This window comes from uncultured Maribacter sp., assembly GCF_947495965.1.
In the GTDB taxonomy this organism is placed as follows: domain Bacteria; phylum Bacteroidota; class Bacteroidia; order Flavobacteriales; family Flavobacteriaceae; genus Maribacter_B.
Genome location: NZ_CANMBB010000005.1, coordinates 66,856 through 86,340 on the forward strand (window position 1 = coordinate 66,856; position 19,485 = coordinate 86,340).

Below are 19,485 nucleotides of genomic sequence, written 5' to 3' on the forward strand. Positions count from 1 at the left end.
AATGAAAAATAAAAAAAATAAAAAAATAAAAACCCTTATTCATATACTACTCTACTTCATTAATCTAAGCAAAACACGCTACTACTTTTAATTCTTTGCTATAATATGAACATCTCTTTGCGGAAAAGGAATACTTATATTATTCTCGTTAAATTTAGCATTTATTCCATACCTAACCTTACTTTTTAAACCTGGTGCATTAAAACTATCTTTAATATAAAAGTGGACAGAAAATAATAATGCACTATCCCCAAAATCCTCAAATTGCACAAAAGGCTTAGGACTATTTAATAAAGATTTTTCTTCCGTTACGACTTCTAACAAAAGCTTTGTCACCAAATCCACATCACTACCATAAGCTACACCAACCTTTACCATTTCTCGAGTAGTTTTATGATTTTGCGTATAATTATAAATACTATCTGTTAAAAATTTATGATTAGGAATTACAATTACTTTATCATCCCGTGTTAAGGCTCTTGTAGTACGCAATCGTATTTCAAAAACCCGTCCTACTTTATTTTCTACTTCTATAATATCTCCTACATGCAAAGATTGATCCAAAATGATTAAAATTCCAGAAATTATATCTTGAAAAAGATATTGTAAAGCAAAACCTAACCCAACAAACAGTGCTGCAGAGGCCGTTAATAATACTGTTAAGTTAATACCAGAAGAGTGTAATATGGTAAGAACTGTCATTATATAAAAAAGGTACTTTAAAAACCCAAAAATACTCTGAAACTTATTTTGGTCTTCTTCTGGAAGTTTTACTGTTACTAACTTGTGAATTAATTTAAGTAAATAGGTAACAATAATTATTGCAATTACAATAGTTAATAATGTACTTATTGTAATATGTCCACTATCGCTAGAATAAATTTCTAATGCTAAAAAATCTTTTATTCCGCTAAAAAAATCTACTAACTTATCCATTCTAATATTTTAACCATTTAAATATTTCTTTGTAGGTAGGTTTTTTACCGTACATTAAAATACCAACTCTGTATATTTTAGATGCCAGCCATACAATCCCAATAAAAGTTACTATTAATAATAGTATAGATGTTAATAGCTGCCACAAAGGCACCCCCCCTTCTCCTATACCGCTTGGCAATCTCATTAACATCACAATAGGAGATGTTAATGGGAAAATTGAAAAACCAACAGCAATAGGGCCGTGAGGATTACTAAAGACCGAGAAAAAACCAACATAAATAGCCAACATTAAAGGTAATATAATTGGAAATATGAATTGTTGCGTATCCGTCTCATTATCTACCGCAGCACCAATAGCAGCATATATAGAACTGTAAATTAAATACCCTAAAAGAAAATATATTATAAAAAAAGAAAGCAACGTAAACCAAGGTATATCTAATAATTCTTGAGCGTATACTTGCATAGTTTGATCTACTGTTGGTAGTGCTGTATTTATACTTGCGGTTAATTCTGCTCCGTTCTGTAAAGCAGAAAGCTCAATATCTAAAAAAGATAAAGCTACTAACATTAATAAAGATCCTAGTAGTATCCAAATTATGAATTGCGTTATTCCTGCTAAAGATGTTCCAAGGATTTTACCTAGCATTAATTGAAAAGGCTTTACGGATGAAATAATAATTTCTATAATCCTACTTGTTTTTTCTTCAATTACACTTCGCATAACAAAACCACCATAGATTATAATAAACATCATTATAAGGTACCCAAAAGCCCCTCCTATAACTGCCTTAATCTCATTAATTCCTTTTACGTTTTGTTTGCCATTAAAAGTAGCTGTATTAATAGCATAATTAACCTTTAAAGCAGAAAAATCTTTTGTAGACACTCCCAGATTTTGCAATCTCTTTTCTCTTAATCTATCCTGAAAAACAAGCTCTAAACGACTAATTAAACTTGTATTTGGAGATTTTTCACTGTAAAAAAAAGACCTTGCAACTACTTGTTCCAAATTAGACTCTTTAGGTATATACAACAAACCCGAATATCCCATTTTTAATGTAGAGTCCTTTGCTGTCTCTAAATTAATTTCGTTAAAATGAATAAAAGAAGTTCCTTCTGTAGTTAAAAACTCATTAGAAAAATAATCACTTTCGTTTAATAGTGCAACAATACTTTTTTCATTATCATTAATCTTAGTTAAATAAGCTATTAAAACCCCCATTCCTACCATGAGAATAGGGCTTAAAAACGTCATAACAACAAAAGATTTATTACGCACTTTTGCTATATATTCTCTTTTAATTATTAAAAATAATTTATTCATTATTATTTTTACTTTGAACAGTTTTTATAAAAATTTCATTTGCAGAAGGTATTGTTTCTACAAAACTGTTTATGTTTCCTTTTGATGCTAAATAAGATAGTATTTCCCCAGTCTCTTTTCCAGGAAACTGCATTGTAAAATCTAACTGTTGTTCTACCGTGTTATAGTCTGATGCACTAATTTTAAATTTACCAGATAATTCTCCCAGTAAAGCATCTCCATTAGGAGTCTGCAATCCTATTTTATAAATATTATTTTTATATGCTTTTTTAATATCGGATAGTTTGCCGTCTAATATTTTCTCTGATTTATGAATTAGGGCAATATATTCACACAACTCTTCTACAGACTCCATCCTATGCGTAGAAAAAATAATAGAAGTACCTTTTTCTTTTAGTTTTAAAATTTCTTCCTTTATGATATTTGCGTTTATAGGATCAAAACCACTAAAAGGTTCATCAAAAATAAGGAGTTTAGGTTCATGCAGTACAGTTACAATAAACTGTATTTTTTGTGCCATTCCTTTAGATAATTCTTGTATTTTTTTATCCCACCAATTACCTATTTCTAAACGCTCGAACCAAAATTTAAGTCTCTTTTTGGCCTCAGACTTAGACAAGCCTTTTAGTTGCGCTAAATATAATGCTTGCTCCCCTACCTTCATGTTTTTATACAAACCTCTTTCTTCTGGCAAGTATCCTATTTGAGCAATATGTTCTGCTTTTAGTTTTTCACCACCAAAAAAAACACTCCCTTTATCTGGGTGCGTAATTTGATTTATTATACGTATAAGTGTAGTTTTCCCTGCTCCATTTGGACCAAGAAGCCCGTAAATACTATTTCTAGGAATTTCTAAGGAAACATTATTTAAAGCAATATGTTTTCCAAAATGTTTGGTAACCTCTTTAGTAACCAAAATATTATTCATGTAAGCCTTTTTATCAAAGATATATAATTGCTTTAAACCGTATTCTTTTTTATGATTTTTTGTTAAAAGTTTAAGAGAATTTACACTAAAAAAGAAACCCACCCTTAAAATAAATTCAAGGATGGGAAAAAAAATTGCTATGAAAAAGAAAATTTATATTGACAAAATCAATATATCTCAAATATACGTTTTTTAAATTAAGGATAATAAAACGTAGTTACGAGAACATATCCTTTACTTTTTCAAAAAAAGATTTATCAGATTTTTCTGGCTTAGGCTCAAAATTATCATTGTTCCTCATACGCTCAAAAAACTCTTTTTGTTCTTTATTTAACTCTTTTGGAGTCCATACATTTACATGTACTAACAAATCTCCACTACCATAGCCATTAATACTAGATATTCCTTTACCTCGTAAGCGTAAAATTTTACCAGATTGTATTCCTGCTTCTAATTTAATACGCACTTGACCACCAACAGCATCTATCTCTTTAGAGGTTCCTAATACTGCTTCTGAAATACTTATGTATAAATCGTAGTGTAAATTATCTCCTTCTCTCTTTAAAGTATCATGATCTATAGTTTCTATAGCTACTAATAAATCTCCTGGCACACCATTTCCTGGCGCATCATTTCCTTTTCCTGTAACTTTTAACTGCATTCCTTCTTCTACTCCCGCAGGAATAGCAATAGAAACTGTTTCCTCATCTACTATTAAACCTTGCGCATCTGCTCCGCTTGGCTTTTTATCTATTATTTGTCCGCTACCTCCACATGTACTACAAGCCGCAGAAGTTTGCATTCTTCCTAAAATGGTGTTTTGTATTTTAGTTACTTGTCCACGTCCTCCACAAGTTCCGCAAGTTTTATAGGTAACTCCTTCTGCTTGTTTTTTTCTTCGAACTTTAACTTTTTTCTCTACACCATTAGCAACTTCTTCTAAAGTAAGTTTTACTCGGATTCTAAGGTTGCTTCCTTTTACTCTACGTTGGCCGCCGCCACCGCCAAAACCGCCAAAGCCACCAAAGCCGCCACCACCAAAAATGTCTCCAAATTGACTAAAGATATCATCCATGTTCATACCGCCACCAAAGCCGCCACCGCCACCGGCACCACCTTCAAAAGCAGCATGACCAAATTGATCATATCTCGCTTTTTTATCTGCATCACTTAACACCTCATACGCCTCTGCAGATTTCTTAAATAATTCTTCTGCCTTAGCGTCTCCAGGGTTTTTATCTGGGTGATGTTGTATTGCTTTTTTACGGTAGGCTTTTTTTATTTCTGCCGCAGTAGCATTTTTACTCACCCCTAATATGTCGTAATAATCTTCTTTCATACCTTATTTAGTTACCAACAACAACTTTTGGATGACGTATAATCTTATCTCCAAGAATAAACCCCTTTTCAATAACATCAATAATTTTCCCTTTTAATTTTTTCTCTGGAGCCGGTATTTGCGTAATTGCTTCATGCATTTCTGCATCAAAAGCATCTCCTTTTTTAACGTCCATTGCATTTAAACCTTTAGATTTTAAAGTTTCTTTTAACTTTCCGCTAATTAGCTCTACTCCTTTAAAGGTTTCTTTATCATCAGACTTAGAAAGTTCATTTAAAGCTCTATCAAAATCATCTAAAACAGGTAATAAAGAAACAAGTACTTCTTGCCCAGCTGTTTTAAACAAATCCATACGCTCTTTAGAGGTTCTTTTTTTATAATTTTCGAACTCTGCAAAAAGACGTAAAAACTTATCTTTTTCTTTAGATAAATCTTCTCTTAATTGCTCCTCTACAGAAATTTCTTCCTGCGCTACTTCTTGCTCTTCTTGTTCTACAGTATTTTCTTGTGCTTCAGAAACAGAATTTTCTAATTCTTCTTCTTTATTTTTGTTACTCATTTTAAGTCACTTTTTATATGCCATTTTAAAAACGCAAAAGTACTGCCAATTCTTTAAAAATGTCAAAATGTCACGCAACTTTATATAAATATATAATTGAAGACCAAAAAAAGAAATTATGTCTTAAAGCTTTAAATTTTTATGAAGTAATTTTTTCTAATGCTAAACACACATTAGGATATTTAAAAACAAAGCCTTCTTTTTCTATTTTTTTACTACTAACTCGCTGACTAACAAATAATAAATACGCCATTTTTCCTAGTATCAAATACATAATAAATTTTGGAACATTAGGCAAAAAAAATGGTTTTTTTAAAACACTTGCTATTTTACTTACCAATTTAGAATTTGTTACAGGATTAGGTCCTACGCCATTATAGACTCCTTCTAATTTTTTTTCACTAATAAAAAGAAAAATACGAGCCAAATCGGTAACATGAATCCATGATTGCCATTGCTTACCTGTCCCTAATGCAGAACCTACATAATACTTTACCGGCTTAATTAACATTGGTAATGCTCCGCCATTTTTAGCCATTACTAGACCTATCCTAACTTTAGACACACTAAAATTACACCCCTTAAATGTCTCTACTTCTTTTTCCCAGAGATTAACAACTTTACCAAGAAAACTCTCATCTACCTCTTTTTCTTTTTCTGTATAGAAATTTGTTAAAGAATCTGGGTAAATACCTATTGCAGATGCAGATACAAAAGATGTTATTAAACTAGTATCTACTTTATCTAATCCTAAACGTAAAGTTTTTAGCGAATTTAGTCTACTTTCTAGAATTTCCTTTTTATTACTTTCTGTCCATTTTTTAACAATAGAACTACCTGCTAAATTTATAATTGCTGTAACCTCATTAAAACAGGAAATATCTATTTGGTTATGAGACGGATTCCAGTAAAAACCATTATAACCTTCTTTAGCAACTATTTTTTGTTTTGAAGTTGTTAGATAGTTTACTGCAATAGAATTCTTAAGACATTGCTTAACAATCTCCTTACCTACCAATCCTGTTGCTCCAGTAATTAAAACTTTCATACCTCAAAGGTATTTAGTTTTAATAACTTAACACCTAATTTTAGTTTGGTTTTAACACTAAATACCATAATATTTAGAGTAGAATGTTCCTAAAACTTCTTTTGCGCTCTTAGCATTTCTCTTTTTCCTGGAGGGCCAGGCAACCTTTCTACTACAAAACCTACAGATTGCATTGCTCTTCTAACACTTCCCTTAGCAGAATAGGTTACTAAATACCCCTCTTCTTTTAGAGCATCATACATAATTTTAAAAATTTCTTCAGTCCACAACTCTGGTTGTACACGAGCACCAAAAGCATCAAAATAAATTAAGTGAAAAGCGTTTGTATTTTTAATTTCTGAAAAATCCTTTTGTTCTTTTAACAAACTAAAATCATCTGAAATTTGAATTGTAACACCCCATTCCGAAGTATGCATTTTATTAAAAAATAATTTTTCTTTGGTTGCATTTAACTCTTCTAAATAATTTAAAGATTGTAATTCCTCTAAAGAAATCGGATACCTCTCTACCCCTGTATAATTAACTTTTAAATTCGTTTTTTTAGACTCAATATTCGTAATTAAAGCATTTAAACCTGTACCAAAACCAATCTCTAAAATAGCTATTTCTCTATTAGAAAATAAGGATAAGCCGTTTTTTATAAAAACATGATAAGCCTCTTGTATTGCTCCATGCTTAGAGTGGTATTGCTCATTCCATTCTGGAATATGAATAGTCTTAGAGCCATCTCCTGTAATAATTATTTCTCTTTTCAAATTATTTTTTTAGTAAAACTCCATTAGCTATAAAGCTATATGTTTTCTTAGGTGTAGTAATTTTAGCTATTTCCTCTTTAGACTCCCCAGCATCTAAAGCATAATGCTGTTGCTCTTTAACACTTGTTTCCTTAACAAACGCTACGCCATTAACAATTACTTCTTTTCCTGTAATATCCTTAGGAATAAAAAAGCTATATTCTTTAAAACGAACCATTGCCTCTTGGCTATCCCCTAAATCTAATTTCATCCAACATCCTTTTGCCATACAAACATCTGTAACTATTGCAGAAAATTTTAATGCCAACGTATCACTAGTATTAATCTCTTGAAATTTACTTAATGCATAAGAACTTGTAACTACTTTTTCAGAATCAATCTTCTCCCCAAAAAAATCATAATCATAAGTACTATTTTTATCTATTATTGCGTCTTGCGCAGTAGCAGAAAAAAACACTAAGAATAAGGCAAACAATATGTTAATTCTCTTCATATTTATTAAAATTCAATTTTAATACTACAAAACTGATTATTTTTAAATAAAAAAGGAAGTCTAAATGCTAAAATTTTCTATTTTTATTCTTTAATTCTTATTCCAATGAACATTACAGAACAAAAAATTTCGATTGAGAAAGTAAAGCAATCCAAAATTAATCAAGTAGATTTTGATAATTTATCCTTTGGGAGTGTATTCGCTGATCATATGTTGGTCTGTGATTATAAAAATGGAAAATGGGAAGCGCCTAAGGTAATCCCTTACCAGCCCATTGTTTTAGATCCTTCTTCAAAAATATTCCATTACGGACAATCTATTTTTGAAGGTATGAAGGCTTATAAAGATGCAAATAATGACACCTGGTTATTTAGACCATTAGAAAACCAGAAAAGACTTAATGTTTCTGCCAAGCGTATGGCCATTCCAGAAATACCGGAAGACTATTTTATGGAGGGTTTAAAAACACTTCTAAAAGTAGATGAACAATGGATTCCTAAAAACGAAGGAAGTTCCTTATATATTAGACCTTTTATTTTTGCAACAGGTCAAGGTTTTCATGCTTCCCCTGCAGATGAATATAAGTTTATTATTTCTTGCGCTCCTTCTGGTGCATATTTTTCCGGAAAAGTGAAAGTATTAATAGAAGAAAAATATTCTAGATCTGCAAATGGTGGTGTTGGTTTTGCTAAAGCTGGTGGCAACTATGCTGGGCAATTTTACCCAACACAATTAGCAGTTGCTAAAGGTTACAATCAAGTAATTTGGACTGATGACAATACACATGAGTACATAGAGGAAGCTGGTGCAATGAATATCTTTATTCGTATTAATGACACCCTTATCACTGGACCAACAAGTGATAGAATTTTAGATGGCATTACTAGAAAAAGTATTTTAGAAATAGCTAAAGACGAAAACATTAAAACTGAAGTTAGAAAAATAACTGTTGCAGAAGTTATAGCTGCCGCTAAAGATGGTTCTCTTAAAGAAATGTTTGGAGCAGGTACCGCTGCAGTAATTTCTCCTATTGCTACTTTTGGCTATAGAGATGTAGATTATGATTTGCCAGAAAATGAAGATAGCATGGCAACTAAATTAAAAAAACGAATTACAGACATACAATATAACAAAGCCGAAGATCCTTTTGGATGGCGTTATAAAGTTTAATTATTACATATAATATTCAAAAAAAGGGAGCCTAATGGCTCCCTTTTTTAATTTTCAAGAATTTCTTTAATATTGGGCTTAAAATAATTTGGCCCTTTAAGTACTTTACCATCTTCTCTATATATAGGTTTACCATCCGCACCAAGCTTACTCATATTACTTCTTTGAATTTCTTCAAAGACCTCTTCAATCTTATATTGCATACCGTGCTCTAATATAGTTCCACATAATATATATAGCATATCCCCTAAAGCATCAGCTACTTCCACCATGTCATTATTACTAGCAGCTTCTAAATATTCTTTATTTTCTTCGTCCATTAAATTAAAACGAAGTAAATTTTTTGCTTCTCCTAAGTCTGCCTTATTTTCATGTAATACACCCAAACCAAAAGATTTGTGAAATAACTCTACTGCAGCAATTTTATCTTTCATATTTATATTTTATAGTTTTCCCTTAGATTTGTGTAAAAATATAAAAATATGTTTAGTACAGGGCAACTTGTTTTTGCAGCTCTTTTTGCAGTCTCTTTTATTGCTATAATTGCTTTTTCCTACATAAAAGACAAAAAATTACACGCCAAAAACTACAAAGGCGTTAAATGGGTAGCTATAACCTTTGCCATATTCTTAGTAATACTTTTCTGTATTAAGTTTATGCTTAAATTTTAACTCTAAAATTACATACACCACAAAAATGCACATATTCACAACATTTTTGCATTTTAACCCTTGAAATACAACAAACAACGTAATTTTGCGTTATTCATTTAACAGGGGCAAAATACATAAGTGATGACATTTTTTACAATTCTTTTATTACTAGTAGGACTAAATACAATAATAATGCTTTTTAGTCTTAAAAATATTAACCAAAAACCTAAATCTATAGGGAAGGAATTATCTGACATTTCCAAAACTAAAATTTATCCAATAGATTTAGCAAATTCAAATTACAAAAAAGCAATCTAGAATTTATACCTTTACGGTATGAATAATATGCTACTTGTATTTTTGGGAGGTGGAATAGGCAGTGTTCTTAGATATTTTATCTCTAAAATTTTTAACTCGTATTTTCAAAACTTTTTTTTAGGAACATTCTTAGTTAATATAATAGGATGCTTACTTATAGGCATTGTATTAGGAATGTCTTTTAAAAACAATTTACTTTCTCAAAACCATACCTTATTATTAACTACTGGTTTTTGTGGCGGATTTACAACCTTTTCTACATTTGCATTTGAAAGTCATTCTTTTATAAAAAGTGGAGACTTTCTCTTTTTTACACTATACACCCTATTAAGTTTTGCCGTTGGTTTAATAGCAATTGCTCTTGGTTTATGGTTAACTAAACTATAAACCCCTTACTTCTCACATATTTTACACAACTAGACAAACTAATAATTACAGATTAACAGTATGTTTTATTGCGAATATTGCAATAAAAATACAAAAAAGCTATCATTACTGCCGTAAATCTGCATTTTCACAAACCCTAAATATTATATCTCAGATATTTACGCACAATAAATATGATACCCACAAAATAATAGGGATATAATTATCATAAACATAAAAATTACAAAACTACCCCCTATTTTTTTAGGGGGTAGTTCATTTTAACATATATTTGGCAGCGTAAACAACAAACGAATTATGAAAAAAATCGAAGCAATTATCAGAAAATCAAAGTTTGATGATGTTAAAGAAGCATTACATCAAATAGAGGTAAACTTTTTTAGTTACTGGGACGTAACCGGTGTAGGTAACGAAAAACAAGGACACGTTTATCGTGGAATTTCTTATAGTACCACAGACATTCAAAGAAGACATCTATCTATAGTAGTATCTGATGATTTTTTAACTAAAACAGTTGAAACATTATTAGAAGCTGCTTACTCAGGTAATGTAGGTGATGGTAAAATATTTGTGTCCGACGTAGTAGAGGCATACAGAATTAGAACCAAAGAAAGCGGTCACGCTGGAATCAACTAAAAAAAAAACCAAACAACTAAAAATTATTAAATATGGACGCAGGATTATTTACAGCCAATAACGTATGGATGATGCTAGCAACAGCGCTAGTATTCTTTATGCATACAGGTTTTGCCTTTTTAGAAATTGGCTTAACAAGACAAAAAAATACAATAAACATTTTATTTAAAAATATCTTTATTATCACAGGAGGTCTTCTTCTTTATTATGCATGGGGATTTAACTTAATGTACCCTGGTTTTGAAGACGGAGATATGGGAATTTTAAAATTTGCAGGTTTTGGAATTGGAGCTCCTGAAGGAGGAATGACAGCTGCTTATGCCGATGGTGGATACACATGGTGGACAGATTTCTTATTCCAAGGAATGTTTGCTGCTACGGCTGCAACTATAGTATCTGGTGCAGTTGCTGAAAGAATAAAAATTGGTTCTTTCATGATTTTCACAGTTATCTATGTAGGTCTTGTTTACCCTATCGTAGGAGCTTGGAAATGGGGTGGAGGATTCTTAGATGCATGGGGATTCTATGATTTTGCAGGTTCTACATTAGTACACTCTGTAGGTGGTTGGGCAGCTTTAGTTGCTGTTGCACTATTAGGTTCTAGAATTGGAAAATTTGGAAGCGACGGAAAACCAAAAGCAATACCAGGACACAATATTCCACTTGCAACTGCTGGTGTTCTTATATTATGGTTAGGATGGTTTGGATTTAACGGTGGATCTGTTCTTTCTGCAGACCCAGAATTAACATCTTTAGTACTAGTTACTACAAGTTTAGCTGCTGCTGCTGGTGGGTTTGGAGCATTCATTACATCAACAATACTTTACAAAAACTTAGATTTAACTATGTTCTTAAACGGTATTCTAGGTGGATTAGTTGGTATTACTGCTGGAGCAGATTTAATGTCTCCTAACGAAGCTGTTGTTATTGGTTTCTTAGCAGGTATTATAATTGTACTAGGAGTAGCCTTAGTTGACAAATTAAAATTAGACGATCCAGTAGGTGCTATTGCAGTACACCTTATATGCGGTATATGGGGAACTTTAGCAGTAGGTATCTTTGGAAGCATGGCAGGATTTGACCAATTCTTAACACAATTATATGGTGTTCTTATAGTAGGTGGTTTCTGCATAGTAACTTCAGGAATTATACTTGGTGCACTTAAAGCTACTTTAGGATTAAGAGTTTCTAAAGAAGAAGAATTAGAAGGATTAGACATACACGAACATGGTATGGATGCTTATTCTGACTTTAGAATGAACCAACACTAAAAAAAACAAACGGAGTGTTTTGCAGAACACTCCGTTACATAATCACATCACAAAACAACTGAAACTAAATTTATAACGTCCAAATTAGTCAAACAAGGACAAACAAATTATTTGAATTATGAAGAAAATTACAAACACAAAGTACGTAAAAAATATATTTGCTTCTGCTTTAATGCTAGCAGCAACTGCAAATACTTTTGCTCAGGATGAAGAAGCAGCGGAAGAAGCACCAAAATTAGAAATAAGTGGTAGTGTTGACGCTTATTATAGAACTGCTTTTAATGATGCAGGCGCAGCTTCTACAGACCCAGGAACTGCTTTTGCAAACCAAACTGGTTTTGCTTTAGGTATGGGTAACTTAATTGCTAGTTATGATGCTGGTAAAGTTGGTGCCGTACTTGATATCGTTGTAGGACCAAGAGGTGCTGGTGCAACTTTTAATACAGATATTGTAGATGGTATTGTAAACCAAGCATATGTTTACTGGAATGTTTCTGATAAAACTACTTTAACAATGGGACGTTTTAACACGTTCTTAGGGTATGAAGTAATTGCTCCACAAGCAAACTTTAACTATAGTACATCTTATTTATTCTCTAACGGGCCTTTCTCTCATATGGGTCTTAAAGCTGATTTTGCTTTATCTGATGATTTTAGCTTAATGGTTGGCGTAATGAATCCTTGGGATACAAATGATATATCAGGAACTGGAGAATATTCTTTTGGAGCTCAGTTAGGTTTCTACGGTCAATATTTAAACTTCTACTATGATAGTGGTAAAAATGGTGGTTTAGGAACTGAGATTGATTTTACAGGTGGATTTGATATATCTGATTCTTTTTTCTTAGGAATAAACGCTGCTTATGATACTAATTCTAATGGTACTGCAGAAGTTGGTGGTGTTGAACTTGATGCTACTACAGGATTTTATGGTGTTGCTCTTTACCCACAAATAGCTGCTTCTGATGCTTTTTCTATCGGATTAAGAGCTGAATACTTCCAATCTGTTGTTGATGACGTAACTGGAATAGGCGATTTAGATATAGATGGTGTTACTGCTTTTACTCTTACAGGTAGCTACTCTGTAGATAACTTAATCTTAAAGCCAGAATTTAGATTAGACAGCTTAAAAGATGGTTTCACTGATAGTGATGGAGCTGCTTCTGATAGCTTAGCAACTTTTGCTTTAGCAGCAATCTACTCTTTCTAAGTAAATAATATTTATACTACTCAAAAGCCTTGCAGAAATGCAGGGCTTTTTTATTTACTACCCTTTTTAAAAGCTTTAACCCCTGCCAAAACTTCTATATCTAGACTATTAATTCCAGGAACTATAGGACAAGAGTACTTTTTATTATAAGCACAATAAGGGTTATACGCTTTATTAAAATTAATTACAATTGTTCTCCCTTCCGGAATAGACAAATCTATATAACGCCCACCGCCATAGGTATGTTCTCCATTAGTTTTATCTATAAAAGGCAAAAACAAATAGTCTTTATATTCTTCCTGTAGCATTAATTTTCTATTCTGATAAATTTCTAATTTATGCTTTTTACCTTTTAAATTAAAAGTAGCTATACCATACACAACTTCTTCCGATTTTCTATCCGTAGTCGTTGGCATTAAAAAAGGAATAGCTTCTGGCGTTCTTTCAAATGAAGCAGTAACAACAAAAGTAGTATCTGGCTCAAAGAAATCTAAGGTTTTAAAATCCTTTCTATATCTATCTGGCAACGGAGATGTTTTTGGATCTTCATATTCTTTATTTAATTCTTTTTGCCATTCTATAATATCCGCTATTAAAGTATCCTGTACTTTTTCTTTTTTTACCTGTGCAATATCATGATATTTTTTCTCTTGCTTGCAAGAAAATACCAACAAAGACAATACTACTATTACATACTTCATATCAAAAAAAATTTAATCTAGTAATGTAAAAATACAACATATACCTATTTTTATTAATTTAGTCATCAAATTCAATAAGAATGAACTTTATAACGATTTATAAACTAGTAAAATCATATTCAGCAAAACTGAACAGGCTCTGCTATATTTAAAAATCAAAAGATAACTATATACATAAAAGCCTGACAAAAATGTCAGGCTTTTTTTATTTCAAAAAACTAAAAATGAAACAACTAGCTATAAATTACATAGAATCTTTTAAAGGACTATCTAAAGAAGTTTGGTGGTTAGCTTTTATTACATTAATAAATAGAGCTGGTACCATGGTAATTCCTTTTCTTTCTTTGTACTTAACAAAAAGTTTAGGCTTTTCTTTAGAAAATGTTGGTAGTATTATGACAGCTTTTGGAATTGGTTCTTTAGCTGGTAATTGGTTAGGAGGAAAACTAACCGATATTTTTGGATACTATAAAGTTATGTTTGCAAGTTTACTATTAACAGGTGTGTCTTTTATAGCACTACAAGAACTAAAGACCTTTTGGCCAATTTGCATTGGCATTTTTATACTAATGATTATTGCTGACGCTTTTAGACCTGCAGCTTTTGTTGCTCTAAGCGCTTATAGTAAACCAGAGAATAAAACTAGAAGCGTAACTTTAATTAGACTTGCAATTAATTTAGGTTTTTCCGCAGGACCAGCTTTAGGCGGATTAATTATTGCCACGCTTGGATACGATAAATTATTCTGGGTAGACGGCGGTACTTGCATACTAGCAGGCATGCTATTAGTAGCTGTTTTAAATCCTAAAAAGGCAAAAGTTTTAAATAATATTTATAACAAATCACCCATTTCTGCTTATAAGGATTTCTACTACCTTACTTTTATAGCTGCAATGGTTTTATTAGCTTTTGCTTTTGTTCAATATTTTTCTACCATACCTATATATTATAGTGAAGCCTATACGTTAAATGAATCGCAAATAGGAATCCTATTAGCTTGTAATGGCTTTGCCATATTTGCCTTAGAAATGCCTCTTATAAAATATTTAGAAAGTAAGAAGCAGCATAAAATAACCTATGTTATAATAGGATTACTACTAATTATGTTTAGTTTTTTAGTTCTAAACATTATAAATTGGACAGGCATTTTAGTTATAGGAATGCTACTCATGACTTTCGGAGAAATGATTGCTTTTCCTTTTTCTAATGCAATAGCAATGGAAAGAGCTAAACGCGGTAAACAAGGAGAGTATATGGCTCTTTACAGCATGTCTTTTTCTATTGCCCATATATTTGGACACAACTCTGGAATGCATTCTATTGCTGCTTTTGGATACGAAAAAACATGGTATGCAATTACTTTTATATGCCTTTTAGGTATTGTTCTACTTACACATCTACTCAAAAAAACATCTAATACTAACTTTTAATACGAATATTACAATATAAAAATAATAACTAGAGGTCTACACCTCTAGTTATTCTTCTATAACATCATAACGCGCTTCTTTTAAGTACTTTGCAACAGTTTCATTAAACTCTGGACTAATCCTAAATAATGCAGTATGTTCTAATTTATACAATTCTTCTTTATTAGAATAGCCTGTACTAAGGAGCTCTTCTAAATAAAATAATGCTGTACCGTAATCTTCAATTTTAGAGCTATAAGAGATAACTTTTAAATAATTTTCATATTTAGAAGGAGATGTAATTGTCTTTAACATATACAAAAAGTTAAGTGCCTCCTCATCTATTACTGTCGAAGCATTTACAATATCTACATTATCTTCTATAAGAGCCTCTAAATAACTTTGCAACCTAGCTCCTAACTGTTTATGAACTGTTTTAGGGCTATTTAAAAATTTAGAAATCTCTTCTGTTTGATATTTCCACCATCCTAAATTATTGTAGTTATAGGTGAGCACATCTTCTTCTAAATAATAATTATACTCTCCTTTTATAAAATCTTCTTTTAATAATAAGGCACTTTCTTCATTATAACTAGACCTGTATAACTTACTCCTTTTTAAATTCTTTAAATTATACTTTATAGAATCTATAGATACTAAAGGCTTATAAGCTATAAGCATTTGACTTAATACATTTTCTGAATACAAAGGTTTATTTTCAGCTAACAAACTACCTGCTTTAATTAAACCATTTTTGTAATTCTTTTCAACATAAGAAACATCTATTTTTTCCGTGTTTTTTGCCATTGCCGCTAAATCAAAATATACTAATGCATTTTTAATAGTTTCTACAGGAGGCCATTCTCTACCATTTTCATGAAAGATAAGCTGGTTTGGAAACTTTAGTCTATTTAACACTTTCTTTGTTCTAATCATTTCAGAATACAAGTAATCGTTCTTACCTACAACACCTATAAAATAAAATGGTTTTCTTGCACTTAAAATTTCTTCATTAGCTATTGTAGAGCTAAAAGACAATACACCTGTAATTCCTTTAATAAACGCTGGGACTAATGTTGCAAACCGCCCACCTTCTGAGTAACCTGATGCATAAATTCTATTTTTCTTTATTGGTAGTAAAGAAAAAACACTATTAAACATTCTGTTTGTAATTAACACATTATCCGTTATTGAAAGAGAGTCTTGAATATTATTGGAAGCAGCAACAATATAACCATACTCTTCTGCTGCAGTAGTATACATGCTTAATGCCTGCTTACCTTTTCCTTTTAAATCAAAAACAAATAATACAGGCCAGGCTTTATCTATTTTAAAATAAGTAGGTAAATAAAGTGAAAAACTTTCCGCTAAAGTATCATTCACTTTTAAACCATCTAATACAATTCCTTTTTTTAAAGTTATTTCTTGCGCATTAATTGACCAAGAAATTATAATAAAAAAAAATGCTCCTAAATATTTCATAGTACAAAATGTATCAAAAACCTCGCCATAACCATTAATATAAAATAATTTTTAAGTGCTACTCTCCTATTGCTCCTATTTCTATCCCTTCTGAGTAAGCTACATTAATACCATGCGCACTAAAAGCTTTCTTTATAGCCTTATTCGTATTAAAAGTAACTTCCCAATAATCATCTGGCACAACATAAGGCCGCACTAGTAACTCTATATTATGAGAATCAAAATTACTAATTCCAATTTCGGCTTTAGGCTCCTTTAACACTTTAGGAACGGTAAGTAAGGCATTTTCTATAATATTCTGAACTTTAGGAAAACTTTCTGCATAAGGCATAGTAACAGTAACTTCTAACCGTATCATTCCTTTTTCAGAATAATTAGTAACTACATTATCGGTCACTTTAGAGTTTGGTATTATTAAAATTTTATTTCCAGGAGTGAGCACATCTGTACTAAAAATTCCAATTTCCTCTACTCTTCCAAATTTATCATCTAATTGTATCCAATCACCTATTTTATATGGCTTTAAGGTTAATATTAATATTCCAGAAGCAAAATTCCCTAAACTTCCCTGCAATGCCATTCCAACAGCAAAACCAGCTGCTGCAAGTATTGCTACTAAACCTGTTAAGTCTGCTCCAATAACAGAAGCAATAGTAAATAATACCGCACCTTTTAACAATACACTTACGGTAGAAGATAAAAAAGGTCTTAACGTAGCAGAAAAACCTGCTTTTTCTAAAACCACACCAACCCATTCCACCAATTTCTTAACCACCTTAAAACCAATCCAAAAAATTAGCCCTGCTAGAATAATTTTTGGAAGAAAAAAAACAACTTTTTCTTGAGCTACTAAAAGATATTCATTTAATTTATCTAAATCCATAACCATAAAAATAAGAGATAATCTTAATTAATTACAAATAAATAGGTGATGAAATTCTAAAGTTAAAAATTTAGCTTACCAACAGGGGCATTAGTAACTACATTAGAAAGTATAATATGGGTTCTAGTTTCACCATACTGTATTAATTTATCTATAAATTGCTCTAAATGAAATTGATCTTTTAAAACTACTTCCATTACAATATTTTCATTACCCGTAATTCTATAACAATTTATGACCTCCTTGAACTCTTTTACAATTACTAAAAAAGGCTTTAATTTCCCCATAAAAGCCCTTAATGTTATAATTGCTTTTAATTGATGTCCAGTTAAAGAATGGGAAACTTTTGTTTTATAACCCTGTATAATTCCTAAATCTTCCATTTTCTTAACTCTCTCTGCAACTGCTGGAGCAGTAAGACCAATTTTTTTGCCAATTGCGGTATAAGATTCTCTTGCATTTTCTTGTAAAAAATGAAGTATTTTCCAATTTAACTCATCAATCTTTGTTATCATTACTATTGCATTATAAAAATTAATATTTTAAAGTAAAATAGCTAATTTACTAATTTATTTAAATAAATTTATTTGTAATGCTACGTAACTTTATGGTATAATTAGTAAATGTATAAACTGTGTCCCAAAAAAGTTTAGGAAAAAATCCTGTATACAAAAAAGCATTAGAACTCTGCGTTATGAGCAGAGAGATAGCTAGTTATGTTTCCCTAAACAAAGATTTATTAAAATTATACCAATCCAATAGCTTAAGAGACATTATTGCCAATTCATTACTTACTGATGCCATTCTTATTCCTCAAAAAATAGCCCAGGCAGAATATACAAAATGCAAAACAGAGCGTCTAAAAAATGCTTTGCATATAAATATTATGCTAAGAAACATGACATCTTACTGCACTGGTTTAGAAAAAGATGGTTTAAAAGAAAAAGAATATATTAATTTATTAAGAAAAGAGGTTTTCACTTTTAAAGAATCTTTCAAAAACTGGAGAAACTCTATACTCTAAAGCCTAAAAGACTTCTATTTGTCTATTAAATCTAAAAAACAACTATTTTTATTTAGTTTGATTTAGATAATGTTCTAATTTTGAAAGTTAAAACATACATCTTGAAAACTTCTATTTTAATAAATTGTCCTGATCAAGCTGGCATTATAAGTATTGTTACAGGCTTTATACATTCAAAAGGCGGAAATATTATATACCTTGACCAACATGTAGACAAGGCGGCTAATATATTTTTTATGAGGCTTGAAAGTGATTTTGATGAAGAAAGTTTCAACATTATCACTTTTTCTTCTGAGTTCGAGGAAAAATTAGCGCTGCCATACAAGATGAAATGGACTTTAAAAAAGGATACCGAAAAATTAAAAATGGCAGTTTTTGTATCTAAATATAACCATTGCTTATATGATTTATTGAGTAGGTTTAATTCTGGAGAATTAAATGTTGATATTCCTTTTATTCTAAGCAACCACAAAGACCTAGAATATATTGCAAACCAATTTAATATTCCTTTTTATCATATTCCTATTACAAAAGACACAAAAGAAGAGGCTGAGCAAAAACAACTTAAATTACTAAAGGAAAACAATGTAGACTTTATAGTTTTAGCTAGATATATGCAAATAGTTAGTAGCACAGTCATTGAGAAATTTCCAAATAAAATTATTAATATACACCATTCTTTTTTACCTGCATTTGCGGGTGCAAAACCTTACCATGCTGCTTTTGCCAGAGGCGTAAAAATAATAGGAGCCACTAGCCATTATGTAACCGAAGAATTAGATGCTGGCCCAATCATAGAACAGGATGTAACAGCAGTAACACACTCTCATAGTATTAGTGATTTTATAACCAAAGGACGAGATTTAGAAAAAATAGTATTATCTAGAGCTGTTAAATTACATATTGCAAGTAAAACAATGGTATACAATAATAAAACCGTTATATTTTCTTAA

Annotated in this window: 21 protein-coding genes; 8 read left to right on the plus strand and 13 right to left on the minus strand. The window is 31.0% G+C overall.

What is annotated here, in order from left to right; translation table 11 throughout:
* Positions 1 to 87 precede the first annotated feature (87 nt).
* From Q0820_RS11230 to Q0820_RS11265, 8 genes are all read right to left on the minus strand, one after another.
* Entirely contained in the window at positions 88 to 936 is an 849-nt protein-coding gene (locus Q0820_RS11230) for a mechanosensitive ion channel domain-containing protein (protein WP_298487734.1), read from the minus strand.
* Between the two features lies 1 nt (position 937).
* Positions 938 to 2,266, minus strand: a complete 1,329-nt coding sequence (locus tag Q0820_RS11235) for an ABC transporter permease (protein WP_298487735.1) — start codon at positions 2,264 to 2,266, stop codon at positions 938 to 940.
* On the minus strand, positions 2,259 to 3,194 hold the full coding sequence (locus Q0820_RS11240; protein WP_298487736.1) for an ABC transporter ATP-binding protein: 936 nt from the start codon (positions 3,192 to 3,194) through the stop codon (positions 2,259 to 2,261). Before Q0820_RS11240 ends, Q0820_RS11235 begins: the two co-directional genes overlap by 8 nt.
* A 217-nt stretch (positions 3,195 to 3,411) precedes the next feature.
* A complete protein-coding gene (gene dnaJ, locus Q0820_RS11245) occupies positions 3,412 to 4,533 on the minus strand; it encodes a molecular chaperone DnaJ (RefSeq protein WP_298487737.1) in 1,122 nt (373 codons plus the stop codon).
* A 7-nt stretch (positions 4,534 to 4,540) separates the two neighbouring features.
* Positions 4,541 to 5,092 carry a nucleotide exchange factor GrpE gene (locus Q0820_RS11250; protein ID WP_298487738.1) on the minus strand — a complete coding sequence of 184 codons (552 nt, stop codon included), beginning with the start codon at positions 5,090 to 5,092 and terminating at the stop codon, positions 4,541 to 4,543.
* 139 nt (positions 5,093 to 5,231) lie between these two features.
* Complete coding sequence (locus Q0820_RS11255; RefSeq protein ID WP_298487739.1) at positions 5,232 to 6,140, minus strand: TIGR01777 family oxidoreductase; 909 nt, start codon at positions 6,138 to 6,140, stop codon at positions 5,232 to 5,234.
* Between the two features lie 89 nt (positions 6,141 to 6,229).
* Positions 6,230 to 6,895, minus strand: a complete 666-nt coding sequence (mnmD, locus tag Q0820_RS11260) for a tRNA (5-methylaminomethyl-2-thiouridine)(34)-methyltransferase MnmD (protein WP_298487740.1) — start codon at positions 6,893 to 6,895, stop codon at positions 6,230 to 6,232.
* A 1-nt stretch (position 6,896) separates the two neighbouring features.
* Entirely contained in the window at positions 6,897 to 7,388 is a 492-nt protein-coding gene (locus tag Q0820_RS11265; protein ID WP_298487741.1) for a DUF4920 domain-containing protein, read from the minus strand.
* Between the two features lie 105 nt (positions 7,389 to 7,493).
* Between Q0820_RS11265 and Q0820_RS11270 the strand changes: the two genes are divergently transcribed.
* A complete protein-coding gene (locus Q0820_RS11270) occupies positions 7,494 to 8,558 on the plus strand; it encodes a branched-chain amino acid aminotransferase (protein WP_298487742.1) in 1,065 nt (354 codons plus the stop codon).
* A 47-nt stretch (positions 8,559 to 8,605) separates the two neighbouring features.
* Here Q0820_RS11270 and Q0820_RS11275 read toward each other — a convergent pair whose 3' ends face one another.
* Positions 8,606 to 8,992 carry a nucleoside triphosphate pyrophosphohydrolase family protein gene (locus Q0820_RS11275; protein WP_298487743.1) on the minus strand — a complete coding sequence of 129 codons (387 nt, stop codon included), beginning with the start codon at positions 8,990 to 8,992 and terminating at the stop codon, positions 8,606 to 8,608.
* Positions 8,993 to 9,547: 555 nt separating this feature from the next.
* On the opposite strand from Q0820_RS11275, the gene crcB reads away from it, so the two are divergent.
* The 4 genes from crcB (at position 9,548) to Q0820_RS11300 (ending at position 13,033) form a co-directional block, all read left to right on the plus strand.
* Complete coding sequence (crcB, locus tag Q0820_RS11285; protein ID WP_298487744.1) at positions 9,548 to 9,916, plus strand: fluoride efflux transporter CrcB; 369 nt, start codon at positions 9,548 to 9,550, stop codon at positions 9,914 to 9,916.
* A gap of 297 nt (positions 9,917 to 10,213) precedes the next feature.
* A complete protein-coding gene (locus Q0820_RS11290; protein ID WP_121068329.1) occupies positions 10,214 to 10,552 on the plus strand; it encodes a P-II family nitrogen regulator in 339 nt (112 codons plus the stop codon).
* 32 nt (positions 10,553 to 10,584) lie between these two features.
* Positions 10,585 to 11,823 carry an ammonium transporter gene (gene amt / locus Q0820_RS11295; RefSeq protein ID WP_121068331.1) on the plus strand — a complete coding sequence of 413 codons (1,239 nt, stop codon included), beginning with the start codon at positions 10,585 to 10,587 and terminating at the stop codon, positions 11,821 to 11,823.
* 118 nt (positions 11,824 to 11,941) lie between these two features.
* Positions 11,942 to 13,033 carry an outer membrane beta-barrel protein gene (locus tag Q0820_RS11300; protein ID WP_298487745.1) on the plus strand — a complete coding sequence of 364 codons (1,092 nt, stop codon included), beginning with the start codon at positions 11,942 to 11,944 and terminating at the stop codon, positions 13,031 to 13,033.
* Positions 13,034 to 13,083: 50 nt separating this feature from the next.
* On the opposite strand, the gene Q0820_RS11305 is transcribed toward Q0820_RS11300, so the two are convergent.
* Positions 13,084 to 13,734: a DUF1684 domain-containing protein gene (locus tag Q0820_RS11305; protein ID WP_298487746.1), complete on the minus strand. Its 651-nt coding sequence runs from the start codon at positions 13,732 to 13,734 to the stop codon at positions 13,084 to 13,086.
* A 224-nt stretch (positions 13,735 to 13,958) separates the two neighbouring features.
* On the opposite strand from Q0820_RS11305, the gene Q0820_RS11310 reads away from it, so the two are divergent.
* Entirely contained in the window at positions 13,959 to 15,164 is a 1,206-nt protein-coding gene (locus tag Q0820_RS11310; protein WP_298487747.1) for an MFS transporter, read from the plus strand.
* 48 nt (positions 15,165 to 15,212) lie between these two features.
* Here the strand turns inward: Q0820_RS11310 and Q0820_RS11315 are convergent, their stop codons facing one another.
* From Q0820_RS11315 to Q0820_RS11325, 3 genes are all read right to left on the minus strand, one after another.
* Positions 15,213 to 16,625 carry an alpha/beta hydrolase gene (locus Q0820_RS11315; protein WP_298487748.1) on the minus strand — a complete coding sequence of 471 codons (1,413 nt, stop codon included), beginning with the start codon at positions 16,623 to 16,625 and terminating at the stop codon, positions 15,213 to 15,215.
* A gap of 58 nt (positions 16,626 to 16,683) precedes the next feature.
* Positions 16,684 to 17,508, minus strand: coding sequence for a mechanosensitive ion channel family protein (locus tag Q0820_RS11320; protein WP_298487749.1), 825 nt, complete (start codon positions 17,506 to 17,508; stop codon positions 16,684 to 16,686).
* Between the two features lie 62 nt (positions 17,509 to 17,570).
* Positions 17,571 to 18,023 carry an Lrp/AsnC family transcriptional regulator gene (locus Q0820_RS11325; protein WP_298487750.1) on the minus strand — a complete coding sequence of 151 codons (453 nt, stop codon included), beginning with the start codon at positions 18,021 to 18,023 and terminating at the stop codon, positions 17,571 to 17,573.
* Between the two features lie 179 nt (positions 18,024 to 18,202).
* Here Q0820_RS11325 and Q0820_RS11330 point away from each other — a divergent pair, with 179 nt between their 5' ends.
* Positions 18,203 to 18,532 (plus strand): hypothetical protein, encoded by a 330-nt coding sequence (locus Q0820_RS11330; RefSeq protein WP_298487751.1) that lies wholly within the window; start codon positions 18,203 to 18,205, stop codon positions 18,530 to 18,532.
* A gap of 101 nt (positions 18,533 to 18,633) precedes the next feature.
* Entirely contained in the window at positions 18,634 to 19,485 is an 852-nt protein-coding gene (gene purU, locus Q0820_RS11335) for a formyltetrahydrofolate deformylase (protein WP_298487752.1), read from the plus strand.